Here is a 14,473-nt window from a genome sequence, read left to right on the forward strand (position 1 = left end):
TCCGCCGCACTTGATTCCTGCTGCGTTCGCACTCAGCCTCGCGCGCACCTGGCGTCCTGGGCGTGAGTCAGAGCAGTGCGCGGACGCGCTCGAACCGGGCGCGCCACGCCTGCGTGACGTCGGGCGAAGCGGCGAAGTCGGCGAACCGGTCGGGGACGGGCGCCTGTCGCGGCACGGGGAGGTGACCGTCCACAGGGGACAGCGACGAGGTGCACACGTCCCCCGCCAGCAGGGACATCGTGCCCAGGCCGCAGGCGAAGTCGAGCGTCGGCAGGGCGCCCGCGAGCGCCAGGCCGGCCGCGAGGCCCACGCTGGTCTCGACCGCGGACGACACCACGCACGGCAGCCCGCACGCCTCGGCGACCTCCAGCGCGCGGCGGACCCCGCCCAGCGGCGCGACCTTCAGCACGGCGATGTCGGCGGCGCCCGCGACGGCCACCTTCAGCGGGTCTTCCGCGCGACGGATGGACTCGTCGGCCGCGATGCGCACGGACACGCGGCGGCGGACGGCGGCCAGCTCGTCGATCGTGCGGCACGGCTGTTCGGCGTACTCGAGACCGCCGGCCGCCTTGTCCAGGGCGGCGAGCGCGGTCACCGCGGTGTCGACGTCCCACGCCGTGTTCGCGTCGACGCGAATCGCGCCGGCCGGGCCGAGGGCGTCCCGCACCGCTTCGAGGCGCGCGCAGTCTTCGGCGAGCGACGAGCGCTTGTCGGCAACCTTCACCTTCGCCGTGCGGCAACCCGACGCCCGGACCAGTGCGTGGGCGCGGTCCGCCGGCACGACCGGGACGGTGGTGTTGATCTCGACCCGAGCGCGCACCGGCGCGGGCCAGCCCTGCTCACTCGCTTCGAGTGCGCTCGCCAGCCACGGGACGCTTTCGGCGTCCGAATAGTCCGCGAACGGGCAGAACTCACCCCATCCGGCGGGCCCCTCGAGCAGGAGCCCTTCACGGACGGTGATGTCCCGGAACCGGTTGTGCAGCGGCAGCGCGTATACCTTCATCACCGCAGATCATGCCACCCCCTCGAAGCGCGGAAGTCACGTGCCGATCAGCCCGTGACCGGCCAGAATGGGACGCGTGGACGGCCTCGACTTCCGGGTGCTCGGCCCGGCTGAGGTCGTGGCCGAGGGCCGCGCCGTGCCGCTGGGCGGGAGCCGGCCGTTGATCGTGCTGGCCGGGCTGCTGCTGCGCGCCAACCGCGTGGTGTCCGTCGACGAGCTGGGCCGCTGGCTGTGGGACGACGACCAACGCCGTTCGAAGGGCGCGCTCCAGACGTACGTGCTGCGGCTGCGCCGCGCGCTGGGCGAGGCCGTGGTGATCCGCACCGAGCGCGGTGGGTACGTGCTGGAGATCGACTCCGACGCGACGGACCTGGGCCGCTTCCGCGCGCTCACCGTTCGCGGCCGGGCCGCCGCCGAGCAGGGCGCGCACCGGCGGGCGGCGGCCCTGTTCGCGGAGGCGCTGGCGGAGTGGCGCGGGCCGGCGCTGCAGAACGTCGAGTCCGACGCCCTCCACCGCGACGAGGCCGGCCAGCTCGCCGAGGAACGCACACGCGTGCGCGAGCAGTGGGCCGACGCGCTGATCGCCGTCGGCGAGTACGGCGCGGTCGTGCCGGAGCTGACGCGGCTCACGCGGGAACACCCGTTACGGGAACGGCTGCACGAACAGCTGATCCTCGCGTTGTTCCACTCCGGACGGCAGGCCGAGGCGCTGGAGGTGCACCGGCGGATCAGCGCGGTGCTGGCGGAGGAGCTGGGTCTCGACCCGGGCGCGGGGCTGCAGCGCGTGCACCGGTTGGTGCTGGGCGGTGCGCCGTACCAGCCGGCCGCCGAGCCGCAGGTGCCGCACCAGCTGCCGCCCGACCTTGGCGCGTTCGCCGGCCGCGAGGCGGATCTGAAGGCGCTGCGCGCTTTGCTGCCGGCCGACGACAGCACGTCGACGCCCATCGCCTCCGTCGAAGGCATGGGAGGCATGGGGAAGACCACTTTGTCCGTCCACTTCGCACACTCCATCGCGGACCGGTTCCCGGGTGGACAGATCTTCCTGAACCTGCGCGGGTACGGGCCTGGTGAGCCCGTGGAACCGTTGGCAGCGCTGGAAACCCTGCTCGCCGCGCTGGGGGTGCCGTGCGAGCAGATCCCGGCGGACCTCGACGGGCGCGCCGCGACCTGGCGCACCCACACGGCCGGGCGACGGTTGCTCGTGGTGCTGGACAACGCGAACAGCACCGAACAGGTGCGGCCGCTGGTGCCGGGACCGGGGTGCCTGGTCGTGGTGACGAGCCGCTGGCAGCTGCGCGGGCTCGTCGCGACGCACGGCGCGCGGCGGATCGCGCTGGAAGAGCTCGACGAGCCGGACGCCGTGGAGCTGCTGGCGTCCGCGATCGGCGTCGACCGCGTGAACGCGGATCCGGCGGCCACCGCGCGGTTCGTGCGGTACTGCGGCGGGCTGCCGCTGGCGATCCGGATCCTGGCGGTGCGGGCGGCGCAGTTCCCGGACTACCCACTGGGGTCCTTTGTGGACTCCCTGGAATCCGACCGGCTAGGGTCGTTCGACCTCGGTGACGGCGACGAGACGAACATCCGGTCGGTGTTCTCGTACTCCTACCGGGCGTTGCCCGAGGAGGCGGCGCGGCTGTTGCGGTTGCTGGGCCTGCCGTCCGGGCCGGACGTGACGCCGGCCGTCGCCTCGGTGCTGCTGGGCAAGCCCTCGTCGAGTGCGCTGGACGCGCTCGTTTCGGCGCACCTACTGGCGCAGCCGCAGCCGGGGCGGTACCAGTTCCACGACCTGATCCGCGCGTACGCGGCGGAGCTGAGTCACCGCGTCGACAGCGACGAGACGCGCTCGGCGGCGCGGCTGCGGTTGCTGGACTTCTCCGTCGCTTCGGCGTTGAACGCGTCGCGCGCCATGCGGCCGGAGCGGATCTACGAGTCGCTGGGGCTGGAGCCGGCCGACGGCGGCCTGGAGTTCGCCGACTACCACGCGGGGCTCGCGTGGTTCACCGAGGAGTACGGCAACCTGGTCGCGGCCGTGCACCTGGCGTTCCGGCTGCGGTACTTCAGGCACTGCTGGCAGCTGACGTGGCTGATGTTCACGTACTTCGCCGGCCGCGGGCGCATCGACGAGTGGCGCGCGCTGAACGAGCTGGCCCTGCGCGGCACCCGGCTGTCGGGCGATCGCCGGGGCGAGGCGGGGATCTTGAACTGCCTGGGCGTGATCGACGGCGTGGTGCGCGATTACGCGTCGGCGCGGCTGTACTTGTCGCAGGCGCTGGAGCTGCAGCGCTCGCTCGGCTCGCGGCTGGGCGAGGCGCGGGCGCTCTACAACCTCGCCATGGCCGCCGACAGCCAGGACGACTACCCCGCCGCGCTGGCCCACGGCTACGAGGCCCTCCACATCGTGCGGGACCTGCGGCTGGTCGGCTTCGAGGCCAACGTGCTGCGCGCCCTGGGCGACTTGTGCGCCCGCTTCGGCGACTACCCGCGCGCGCTGTCCCTGGCCGACGAATCCCTGTCCCTGGTCGGCGGCGACCCGCGCGCGGGCCGGTTTTCGCTGACCACGCGCGCAAAAGCTCTGCTCGGCCTCGGCCGGCACGGGGAGGGCATCGAGTGCATGTCGGACGCGGTGGACCAGTTCTTCGCCGTCGACGAACACTACGAAGCCGCCGACGTCCTCTCCCAGCTCGGCTCGGCCCACCAGCGCCTCGGCCACCCGGCCGCCGCGCGCGACTGCTGGCTCCGCGCCGCCCGCCTCCTGACCGACCTGTCCCACCCCGACGCGGACACCGTGCGCGCCAAACTCGCCGCACTGGTCGGCGGCTGAACCCGCCGCGCCGGCCCCGCCCTGCTTCGGCTGAGCTTGCGACGGTCTTCTGGCGAGTTGCACTGCGCTCGGTGGGTGTGATGTGCGGCGCTCGGCGGGCTGGTGCCGCCCTGCGGTGGCTGGCCTGCGCGGGGGTTGGCTGGCGAGTTGCGCTGTGCTCGGTGGGTGAGGTGCGTGGCGCTCGGCGGGCTGCTGCCGGAGTGCGGTGACTGGCCTGCGCGGGGGTTGGCTGGCGAGTTGCGCTGCGCTCGGTGGGTGAGGTGCGTGGCGCTCGGCGGGCTGCTGCCGCCCTGCGGCGGCTGATCTGCGCGGGTTGGCTGGCGAGCGCGGCGCTCGGCGGGCTGCTGCCGCAGTGCGGTGGCTGGCCTGCGCGGCGGTGGGCCGGCTAGTTGCGCTGCGCTCGGTGGGTGAGATGCGCGGCGCTCGACGCGCCGGTCCCACCCTGCGGCGACTGAGCTTCCGACGGTTGGCTGGCGAGCGCGGCGCTCGGCGGGTTGGTGCCGCAGTGCGGTGGCTGGCCTGCGCGGGGGTTGGCTGGCGAGTTCCGCTGTGCTCGGTGGGTGAGGTGCGCGGCGCTCGGCGGGCTGCTGCCGCCCTGCAGCGACTGAGTTTGCGGCGGTTGGCTGGTGAGCGCGGCGCTCGGCGGGTGAGTTGCCAAGGCCGCGTGGAGTGCCATTCGCAAGGGGACCTTGCCAGTCAGCCGAGCACCTTGCCAAGCAACGCACGCTCTTGCCGTGGCGTTGGTGAGGTTGCCACCGTGCGTGGGCCTTGCCATTGCCATTCGAGCCGGATCTTGCCGAACGCTTGCAGGCCTTGCCGTACGTCGTTGCGGCTTGCCGCCCCGCGTGAGCCTTGCCGAGCCCGCGTGCGGCTTGCCGTGCCGGGGGGCATGCCGCGCCCGCGTGAATGTTGCCGCGCTAGGGGGGCATTGCCGTGTTCGGGCGCGGCTTGCGGTTCTGGATGAGCCCTGCCGTGCTCAGGTTCGAGTGGGCGTGCCGGTGGGCGTGCGGTGCTCGGGCGCGAGTTGGAGCGCCGGGTGAGCCTTGCCGAGCCTGCGTGCGGCTTGCCGTGCCGGGTGTCTATTGCCGGTTGCGGTTGGCGGGCGGCCGTGACGTTCGGCATCTTGCCGTTGAGTGGGCGTGGTTGCCGCTGGTGGTGGGTGGTGGCGTGGGGCGTGGCAAGGTGCCGTTCCGTCGCGGGAGTGCCGGGGTGGATGGCGGGTTGCCATTGGGCGTGGCGGCTTGCCAAGGCAGATCGCGGCTTGCCATTCGGGGTGGCGGCTTGCCGGGGAGCAGGTGGTGCGGCGGTCTGCATGCCGACCCCCAGTGACAGCAGGCAGACCGCTCGCACCGGTACGCGTCACCCAACCGGATGGCGCTCACTGTGCGCTCACTGCGCCGGGTGCAGGCCCAGGAGGTTCGCGAGGGTGATGGCGTTGCGGGGTGCTTCGACCTTGACGTCGTTGTCGAAGTAGACGTGGACGTCGCGGCGGCCGGAGTCGTGCCAGTCGGTGAGTTTGGTGGCCCAGGTGCGGAGGGCGGAGTCGGTGTAGCCGCTGGTGTAGAGCTCGACGTCGCCGTGGAGACGGGCGTACGTGAAGTCCGCGGTCTGGTCCTCGCGGTACGGCCAGCGCCCCGCGGTGTCCGCGACGACCAGCGCCACGCCGTGTCGCCGGAGCAGCTCCAGGGCCTCGGGCGTGACGAAGCTCGGGTGGCGGACTTCGAGGGCGTGCCGGACCGGGCGTTCGTCGCCCGGTTCGAGGTGGGGCGGGGCCTTGAGTTTGTCGTCGTGCTTCGCGCCGAGTCTCGCGGCTTCGGGGGTGGTGCGGGGAAGCAGGCCGAGGAAGGTGTCGACGCGGTCCGGGTCGAATTCGAGCCGCGCCGGCAGCTGCCACAGGACGGGACCCAGCTTTGGACCGAGCGCGAGCAAGCCGGATGCGAAGAAGTTCGCCAGCGCGGGTTCGACGTCGCGCAGCTGCTTCATGTGGGTGATGAACCGGCCGCCCTTCACGGCGAACACGAAGTCGGCCGGGGTCTGCGCAGCCCACGACCGGTACCACTCGGGGCGCTGCAGGGAGTAGAACGACCCGTTGATCTCGACCGAGTTCACCTGCCGCGACAGGTACTCCAGTTCCCGCCGCTGCGGCAGGCCCTCCGGGTAGAACTCGCGCCGCCACGGCGGGTACCGCCAGCCGGACGTGCCCACCCGAATTTCGGCGATTGCCCTCACCGCCTTCCTCTGCCGCGAATTTCCCCGCGGCCGGTTGCGGTAAACGCGCCCGCGCAGCGGCCGCCCGGACACGCGCACCGGACTTCGGGACAGGTGACCCAAACTGGCGGACGGCCGTCTCACGGGATCACCGCCCGCTCGGTGAGCCGGAGCCCGGCTCGGCGGGTGCGCCCGGGGTCGCGTGTGGTGAGGGGTGCCGGCCGGCCCCGGGGTCCGGGAGGTCGGCCGGCCTCGCGGGTCACGCCCACGAGAACTTCCACCGGCGGGACTGCACGAGGGTGCTCGCGTACTCCCGCAGGTTTCCCGGCTGCGACAGGTACGTGGGCAGGCTGAAGGCGCGGTGCTCGGCGGCGACGGTGAGCGCGCGGGCCAGCGTGCGGGGCGGCGCGGACACGGACAGCTCGAGCGAGTCGAACCCCATGGACAGCAGCGTCGCGCCGAAGCGGTCCTCCCAGCTGCGGAGGACGGCGGACAGTTCCGCGACCTGGTCGGTGGACTTGATCATGCCCGTCCAGCCGAGCAGGGCGGGGACGTCGGCCGGGCGGTCGGTCTGGACCAGCCCGAGGCGGTGCGGCGCGCGGGCCGCCAGGATCGAGCCCGTGTTGCCGGCCTCGGCCAGCGGGTCGGCGCGGCGGTGGGTGCGGCGGGCGAGCCCGGGGAAACGGGTGCCGAAGGGGCGCAGGCACGCGCCGTCGCAGCACGAGGTGTCCCACCACCTGGCCAGGGCCGCCGCGGGGTCCGCCGAGTCGACCCGGTGCCCGGCCGGCGCGAGGCGGCCCCGGTCGTCGAGCCAGTCCTCACCGCGCGCGGCGAACCGCTGGTCGTGCGGGATGAGGACGGGCCAGAGACCGGAGCGCTCGAAGTCGGCCACGCACGCCAGGTACCGCTGCGGCCGCGCGAGCGGCTCGTCGGACACCCACATGCGCCCGTGCCACCTCCCGGGCGGCAACGTCTGGACCGGCGGTGCGCCGACGCTGGGGCGGAACGGAGCGATCGTCATGAGCTTCCCCTCGAACTGGTGTTCGGTCCTGCTTGTCGAACAGTAGTTCGAGGGGTCGACAATTTCCAGGGGTTTGGTCGCTCATCCGTTCGAGTGAATCAGGGAAAGCGCAGGTCGGAGGTGCTCGTGTGACGGGTGGGGCGGTTGGGCCGAATGGGTAGTCGGAAGTTGGCTGTGGGTGGGTGAGGGATGGGCCCACGGGGCAGCGGGCTCTGTCCACAGGGCGGTCGACAAGTAGACCCTCCCAGCGGCTTGGCCGGGGTTTCTCCGGTGAGGGACGGCGAGAGCCGACCCCGGGATCACAGCGGCCGGCGCAGGTCTTCCGCGTCGACGATGTGGTAGGCGTACCCCTGTTCCGCCAGGAAGCGCTGGCGGTGGGCGGCGTACTCGGTGTCGACGGTGTCGCGGGAGACGATGGAGTAGAAGTGGGCCTGGCGGCCGTCGCCCTTGGGACGGAGGAGGCGGCCCAGGCGTTGGGCTTCCTCTTGACGCGAGCCGAACGTGCCGGAGATCTGGATGGCCACCGAGGCTTCCGGTAGGTCGATCGAGAAGTTCGCCACCTTCGACACCACGAGGGTGCGCAGTTCGCCGCGGCGGAAGCGGTCGAAGAGTTCCTCCCGCTCCTTGTTCTTGGTCGCGCCTTGGATGACCGGGGCGTCGAGTTCGGCGCCGAGCATTTCGAGCTGGTCGAGGTACGCGCCGATCACCAGGGTGGGCTCGCCGGGATGACGCTCCACAATGGACTTGATCACCGGCGTCTTCGTCATGGCCGTGGCGGCGAGTTTGTAGCGCTCGTCCGCGTCGGCGGTGGCGTACTGGAGCCGCTCCGCGTCGGTCAGGGTCACGCGGACCTCGGTGCACTCCGCGGGCGCGATCCAGCCCTGCGCCTCGATGTCCTTCCACGGCACGTCGTAGCGCTTGGGCCCGATCAGCGAGAACACGTCGCCCTCGCGGCCGTCCTCGCGCACGAGCGTCGCGGTCAGGCCGAGGCGGCGGCGGGACTGCAGGTCGGCTGTCATGCGGAACACCGGCGCCGGCAGGAGGTGCACCTCGTCGTAGACGACCAAGCCCCAGTCGCGGGAGTCGAAGAGCTCCAGGTGCCGGTACTCGCCCTTGGTCTTGCGCGTGACGACCTGGTACGTGGCGATCGTGACCGGCCGGATCTCCTTCTTCTCGCCCGAGTACTCGCCGATCTCGTCTTCGGTCAGCGACGTGCGCGCGACCAGTTCGCGCTTCCACTGCCGCCCGGCGACGGTGTTGGTCACCAGGATCAGCGTGGTCGCCTGGGCGTGGGCCATCGCGGCCGCGCCGACGAGCGTCTTGCCCGCGCCGCAGGGCAGCACGACGACGCCGGAACCGCCGGCCCAGAACGCTTCCGCGGCCTTGCGCTGGTAGTCGCGCAGGTGCCAGTCCTGCTCCTCCAGCGCGATCGGGTGCGCTTCGCCGTCGACGTAGCCCGCGAGGTCCTCCGCGGGCCAGCCGACCTTGAGCAGCGCCTGCTTGAGCCGCCCGCGCTCGGACGGGTGCACGACCACGGTGTCGTCGTCGATCGATGCGCCGAGCATCGGGCTGATCTTCTTGTTGCGCGACACCTCCAGCAGCACCGCGCGGTCGGTGGTCGTCATCACCAGCCCGTGGGCCGGGTCGTTCGCGATCTGCAGCCGGCCGAAGCGGCCCATCACGTCGACGACGTCGATGAGCAGCGGCTGCGGCACGGGGAAGCGCGAGTACGTCGTCAGCGCGTCCACGACCTGCTCCGCGTCGTGCCCGGCGGCGCGCGCGTTCCAGAGCGCCAGCGGCGTGATCCGGTACGTGTGCACGTGCTCGGGCGCCCGTTCGAGCTCGGCGAACGGCGCGATCGCGATCCGCGCGTCGTCGGCCTTCGGGTGGTCGACCTCGAGCAGCACGGTCTTGTCGGACTGGACGATCAGGGGGCCATCAGTCACCCGTCCTTTATACGTTCTCCCGGGCCGTGCCTCCCGTCGCGCCCGGGCGGGTGCCAAGATGATCCGCAGAAAAAGCTGGAGGGGATCTTTGACCACACCACCGTTCGGCGTCCCGTCGGCCGCGAACCCGTTCCAACCGCCGACCGCGCCGCCGGGCACCCCGCCGGGTGCGCCCCGCGGGGTCGGCGGCACGGCCAAAGCGCTGATCGCCGCGGGCATCGTCCTGGCGCTGGGTGTCGGCGTGCTCGCCGCGTTCGGCGTGGCCGCCATCGCGCGCTCGGCGGGCACCCCGGTGGCCGGCAGCTGCCTGTACCTGTCCGACGTCGGCTCGGGTTCGCAGAGCTACCACGGCATCAGCTGCTCCGAGCAGCGCGCCACCTACCGCGTCGACGACGTCGAGAACGGTTCGTCGAGTTGCCACGGCGACGACTACGTCCGCTTCCAGCTCTTCGGCGCGTCCAGCAGCAGCCGCAGCACTTCGCCGCGCGAGACGCTGTGCCTCGCGCTGAACGTGAACACCGGCGACTGCCTGCGCGACGTCGAAGACGAAGCCGAGGTCAGCAAGATCAGCTGCACCGACCCCGACGCCGAGGCCCGCGCGACCGTCCACGACGGCCAGGCCTCCGGCGACACCTGCGGCGACGACGGCACCTCGCTCGTCTACGCGGGCCCGCCCGAACGCACCGTGTGCCTCGCGCCGGCGGGCGAGAACATCTAGGGCCGGCCCTCGGCGGGCAGCATCGCCTGCACGTCGAGCCGGTTCGGGATCAGGTTCGACGTGTGCATCAGGTCGGCCACGCGCTGCAGCCGGATCGCGGACAGCGTGGTCGGGTACGAGCCGAGCGAGATCAGCGCCGCCGTGGTCGGGTCGATGTCGGAGAACGTCGGCAGCGCGTCGCGGACCGTCGCGGGGTCGGCGGCCGCCTGCTGAGCCTGCATGAGCACGCTCCGGAACGCTGCCAGCGTGCGCGGGTTGTTCCGCGCGAACGCGCCGGTCGCGGCGTAGCCCGAAGCCGGGAAGTCGAGCGTGGCGCCGGTGGAACCGTCCGCGAGGATCTGCGCGCCCAGCTCCTTCTCGGCGCGCGTGATGTACGGCTCCACCATGAGCGCCGCATCGACGTCGCCCGCCTGCAAAGCGCCGGGCATCCGGTCGAACGGCTGGGGTTCGAAGTGGATCCGCGCCGGGTCGACACCCGCGGTCGTGAGCACCGATCGCGCCGTCAGCGCGCCGATGTCGTCCACGTCGTCGACCGCGATCTTCGGGGACTTCTTCGCCGTCGGTTCGGTGTAGTCGGAGTCCGGCAGCGTCACGAGCGCGATCGTGTTGCTGCCCGACGTGTACGCCTCGCCCTGCAGTTGCAGCGCGGTGCCCGAAGCGGCCGCGCGGAACAGCGACACGTCGCTCGCGAACGTCACGTCCAGCTGCCCCGACGTGAGTTTCGTGATCCCGTCGGCCGTGCCGAGATCGACGAGCGTGACGGTCAGCCCGGCTTCGCGGAACTTCCCGGCGGCCGCGGCGATGCGCAGCGGCGCGGTGTCGATCGGCCCGCCGACGCCCACTCGCAGCGTGGTCCGCTCCAATCCCGGAGACGGCGCTGCGTCACCGGAGGAGAACAGCGAGCAGCCGCTGACGGCGAGCAGGACCGCCACCAGCGGCAACACCATTCCGCGCACGTTCATCCGCTCTCACCTACCGGGAGAATCTCCCCATCAAGCTGGATCGTATGGGCCGCTGCCCATACGATCCCCGACAGGGCCGTGAGCCCGCCAGTGCGGCCGCCGGTCCGGTGACCGATACCTACTGTTCAGTAGACTGGAGCCGGACAACCCCGAGGTCGTCCGCGGGTGAGGTCCCGCGGTGGAAAAGGAAGCTTAGGTGAGCCGTCGCGACCCGCGTCCCCCGAAGGGCGACGCGACGGATCCCGCTGCGGAGAGAAAGATCGGGAGCCGCTGGCGGCTGCGCAACTGGCACTTGCGCACCAAGCTCTTCGTGGTCTTGCTCATCCCCGCGCTCGCCGTGATCGGGCTCGTCGGCTTGCGCGTGAGCACCGATCTGCGGGACGCGCAGCAGCTCGCCGAGTTCGCCGCCCGCAGCCGCGTGGACAGCAGCGTCGCCGAGGTCCTGCACCAGCTGCAGCGCGAACGCGACGTGACCGTCCGCTTCGTCGCCGGCAACCGGCAAGGCGCCACGACCGACCTGACCGGCCAGCGCACGCGGGTGGACCAGGCCATCGGCACGTTCGAGAAAACGCTCGCCGACAGCAAACCGCGGCTCGACCAAGCCGCGGCCAGCAGCCTGCAGCAGAGCGACGACCGGCTGCGCGTGCTCGGCGGCCTGCGCTACTCCGCCGAGCACTCGGCGTTCCCCGCGGACGCCGTGCTCCGCTCGTACAGCGAGCTGATCTCCGGCCTGCTCGACATCAGCGACATGGCCGCGGCCGACGTGACCGACGCCGACCTCGCGCGGCTGCGCCTGGCCGGCAACGCACTCGCGCGGATCAAGGACCAGATGTCGGTCAAGCGCGCGATCATGTCCGAGGCGCTGGCCGTCGGCAGCCTCAACCGCGACCGCACGCGCGCCCTCCTGGGTGCCGAAGCGGAACTCAACGCCGCGCGCAACGACTACCGCACCTTCGCGACGCCCGATCAGCTGCGCATGTACGACGACACCGTGATCGGCCTCGTCGTCGACATCGGCAACGACATGGTCGAGTCGGCGCTGACGCGCGCGGAGAACGGCCAGTCGCTGCAGGGCCTCGACGCGAACCAGTGGGACACCGCGGCCACCTACACCGTGAACCTCGCGCACCAGGTGCAGGAATCGCTGCTCGTCCAGCTCCAGCAGCAGACCGACGCGCAGGCCGCGCGCGCCCGCACGTCGACGATCTGGGACGGCGGCATCGTGCTGGCCGTGCTGCTCGTGGCGGGCATCCTGTCCGTGATCATCGCGCGTTCCCTGCTGCGGCCGCTGCGCGTGCTGCGGCGCACTGCGCTGGACGTCGCCGATCACCGGCTGCCGGAGGCCGTGCAGCGGCTGCTCACGGACCCCGATCCCGCGCCCGAAAACCTGCGCCACCGCGCGGCCGTCGCGCCCGTGCCGGTGTTCACGCGCGAAGAGGTCGGCCAGGTCGCGCGCGCGTTCGACGCGGTGCACGGCGAGGCCGTGCGGCTCGCGGCCGAACAGGCGATGCTGCGCGAGAACGTCAACTCGATGTTCGTCAACCTCTCGCAGCGAAGCCAAGATCTCGTCGAACGACAGCTGTCGGTGCTCGACCGCATGGAGGCCGGCGAGCAGGATCCGGACACGCTCGCGGGCCTGTTCGAGCTCGACCACCTCGCCACCCGCATGCGCCGCAACAGCGAAAACCTCCTGGTGCTCTCGGGCACCGACCTCGTGCGCGAGGACAGCGGGCCCGTGGTCGCCGACGAGATCATCGGCGCCGCACTGTCCGAAGTGGAGGATTATCAGCGCATCGAGCTCGGCTCCGCGCCGACGCTCGCGGTGCGCGGCGAGGTCGTGAACGACCTCGTGCACGTCGTGTCGGAGCTGCTCGAGAACGCCACGCGCTACTCCGCCGAGCGCACGACCGTCACCGTCGAAAGCGAGCAGACCCCCGAGGGCGACTGGCTCGTCGAGATCACCGACCGCGGCGCGGGCATGCCGCAGGCCGAGATCGACCGCACCAACGCGCGGCTGGCCACCCCGCCGGAGGTCGACGTCGAGGTGTCGCGCCGGATGGGCCTGTACGTGGTCGCGACGCTCGCCGGGCGCCACCACATCGACGTCTCGCTGCGCCTCGCCGAAGGCACCGGCATCACCGCGACGGTGCTGGTGCCGGCCGCGCTGATCGTCGAAGCGCCGCCGCTGCCCGAACCGCCCGCGCCGGCGGCACCCGCCGAACCCGAGCCGGATCTGCTGCCGCCGCTCGCGCCGCTGGCCCCGGTCGTGGAGGAAGAGGAGCCGGAGCCGGTCGAGGAGTCGCTGATCGGCCCGGTGCTGGAGCCCGGCCCGCCGCGGCGCGCGCCGGTGGTGGAGAGCACGCCGCAGTGGCCTGCGCCCGAGGACCGCTCCCACCTGGACCTCGACGCGCCGACCGAGCGCATGCCCGCCTACCGGGACGTGCTGTCCCGCTGGTTCGACGCCGCCTCCCCGCCGCCCGAGGGCGGCTCGTCCGCGCCGGCCGAACCGCTACCGGTGGCCGAACCCGTGCCGGCGCCACCACCCAAGCCGGAGCCGCCAGCCGCCCAAGCACCGCCGGCCACTCCGGAGCCGCCCCCGGCACCGGCGGCCGAACCGGAACGACGGCACGACCGCGCGGTCCCCGGACCGGAGTTCACCGAGCAGGAGTACGCCGAATCGGCGTACCCGCGCGACGAGTTCCCCACGACCGACCCGGACGACGAAGCCGCCGAACCGGTGCGAGAACCGCTGCAGTGGCCGACTTCCGACGAACTCGAACAGGAGGACGGCCGGGAGGACACCTGGCCCTTCCTGCGGGTCTCGGACGTCGGCGCGGTGGCAGACGACGGCCCCGGGCAGGTGCCTGAGCAGCGGCCGATACTCTCGCTTTCCCCCGAAGCGGTGCGCGAGCGGATGACGAGCCTTCAAGGCGGGTTCCGGCGTGGTCGCCACGCGCGGGGGGACGAAACGCCACGACCCGATTGAACGGATGACCGATGAGCTCGAAGACCGCCCTGCTGGAAGTGATCGCGCTGGGCGCCGAGGACGCGGAGCGCGCTCAAGAGGGCGGGGCGGACCGGCTCGAGCTGGTCGCGGACATGGCGAAGGACGGCCTCACGCCGTCGGAGCAGACCGTGCGCGCCGTCCTGGCGGCCACCGACCTGCCGGTTCGCGTCATGCTGCGCGCCGCGGACGGCTTCGCCGCCGGTGATCTCGACGCCCTGCGCGCCGACGCGGCCGGGCTCGTGGCCGCCGGTGCGCGCGAGTTCGTCTTCGGATTCCTGACGGACGAACTCGAGGTCGACGTTGACGCCTGCCACGCGCTGCTCAAGGAACTCGACGGTGCCGCATGGACTTTTCACCGGGCGATCGACCGCGCGCGCGACCCGCTCGCCGCGTACGACGTGCTCACCGAGCTCGGCTGCGACACGGTGCTGGCGGCGGGCAGCCCGCACGGCGTCGGCAGCGGGCTTTCCGTCTTGCAGCAGCTCGCGCGCCGGACGGACGGCCCGGCTCTGCTCGTCGGCGGTGGTCTGCGGGCGCAGCAGGTGCACCTCCTGCGGGCCGGCGGGGTGCGCGGGTTCCACGTTGGCAGCGCTGTCCGCCCGAATGGGTGGGCGTCCCCTGTGGACGTCGCTGTGGTGCGCGAATGGGCCGAACTCATCAAGAGTTGAGCTAGCATTTCGGCAGTTCTCCGGCCCAGCCGGTTTGTCGAGTCGAAAGCGCGGGCTGTGGAGGCGAGTGAGCACGGAAGAGGAGGGGACAACGCGCTGTCCCGGGCCTGGGAACGGGT

The 14,473-nt window shown here is 72.2% G+C and carries 9 protein-coding genes; 4 read left to right on the plus strand and 5 right to left on the minus strand.

All coding sequences use genetic code 11. The features are described from left to right. Positions 1-67: 67 nt before the first annotated feature. Positions 68-1,003 carry an o-succinylbenzoate synthase gene (locus ACIA77_RS14325; protein WP_395886306.1) on the minus strand — a complete coding sequence of 312 codons (936 nt, stop codon included), beginning with the start codon at positions 1,001-1,003 and terminating at the stop codon, positions 68-70. Positions 1,004-1,070: 67 nt separating this feature from the next. On the opposite strand from ACIA77_RS14325, the gene ACIA77_RS14330 reads away from it, so the two are divergent. Next, the gene (locus tag ACIA77_RS14330; RefSeq protein WP_395886307.1) at positions 1,071-3,824 is read left to right on the plus strand and encodes a BTAD domain-containing putative transcriptional regulator; all 2,754 of its coding nucleotides are present in this window, start codon (positions 1,071-1,073) and stop codon (positions 3,822-3,824) included. A gap of 1,389 nt (positions 3,825-5,213) precedes the next feature. On the opposite strand, the gene ACIA77_RS14335 is transcribed toward ACIA77_RS14330, so the two are convergent. From ACIA77_RS14335 to ACIA77_RS14345, 3 genes are all read right to left on the minus strand, one after another. Beyond that, on the minus strand, positions 5,214-6,053 hold the full coding sequence (locus ACIA77_RS14335) for a DUF72 domain-containing protein (protein WP_395886308.1): 840 nt from the start codon (positions 6,051-6,053) through the stop codon (positions 5,214-5,216). A gap of 238 nt (positions 6,054-6,291) precedes the next feature. Beyond that, positions 6,292-7,053: a DUF4253 domain-containing protein gene (locus ACIA77_RS14340; RefSeq protein ID WP_395886309.1), complete on the minus strand. Its 762-nt coding sequence runs from the start codon at positions 7,051-7,053 to the stop codon at positions 6,292-6,294. Positions 7,054-7,352: 299 nt separating this feature from the next. Continuing rightward, positions 7,353-8,999 (minus strand): DNA repair helicase XPB, encoded by a 1,647-nt coding sequence (locus ACIA77_RS14345; RefSeq protein WP_395886310.1) that lies wholly within the window; start codon positions 8,997-8,999, stop codon positions 7,353-7,355. Between the two features lie 88 nt (positions 9,000-9,087). On the opposite strand from ACIA77_RS14345, the gene ACIA77_RS14350 reads away from it, so the two are divergent. After that, on the plus strand, positions 9,088-9,717 hold the full coding sequence (locus ACIA77_RS14350) for a hypothetical protein (RefSeq protein ID WP_395886311.1): 630 nt from the start codon (positions 9,088-9,090) through the stop codon (positions 9,715-9,717). On the opposite strand, the gene ACIA77_RS14355 is transcribed toward ACIA77_RS14350, so the two are convergent. Beyond that, positions 9,714-10,679: an ABC transporter substrate-binding protein gene (locus ACIA77_RS14355; protein WP_395886312.1), complete on the minus strand. Its 966-nt coding sequence runs from the start codon at positions 10,677-10,679 to the stop codon at positions 9,714-9,716. The genes ACIA77_RS14350 and ACIA77_RS14355 overlap by 4 nt on opposite strands. A gap of 196 nt (positions 10,680-10,875) precedes the next feature. Between ACIA77_RS14355 and ACIA77_RS14360 the strand changes: the two genes are divergently transcribed. Beyond that, a complete protein-coding gene (locus tag ACIA77_RS14360) occupies positions 10,876-13,665 on the plus strand; it encodes a nitrate- and nitrite sensing domain-containing protein (RefSeq protein WP_395886313.1) in 2,790 nt (929 codons plus the stop codon). 11 nt (positions 13,666-13,676) lie between these two features. Then, positions 13,677-14,354, plus strand: a complete 678-nt coding sequence (locus tag ACIA77_RS14365) for a copper homeostasis protein CutC (RefSeq protein WP_395886314.1) — start codon at positions 13,677-13,679, stop codon at positions 14,352-14,354. Positions 14,355-14,473: the final 119 nt, after the last annotated feature.

This window comes from Amycolatopsis sp. NPDC051903, assembly GCF_044452505.1.
Classification (GTDB): Bacteria; Actinomycetota; Actinomycetes; order Mycobacteriales; family Pseudonocardiaceae; genus Amycolatopsis.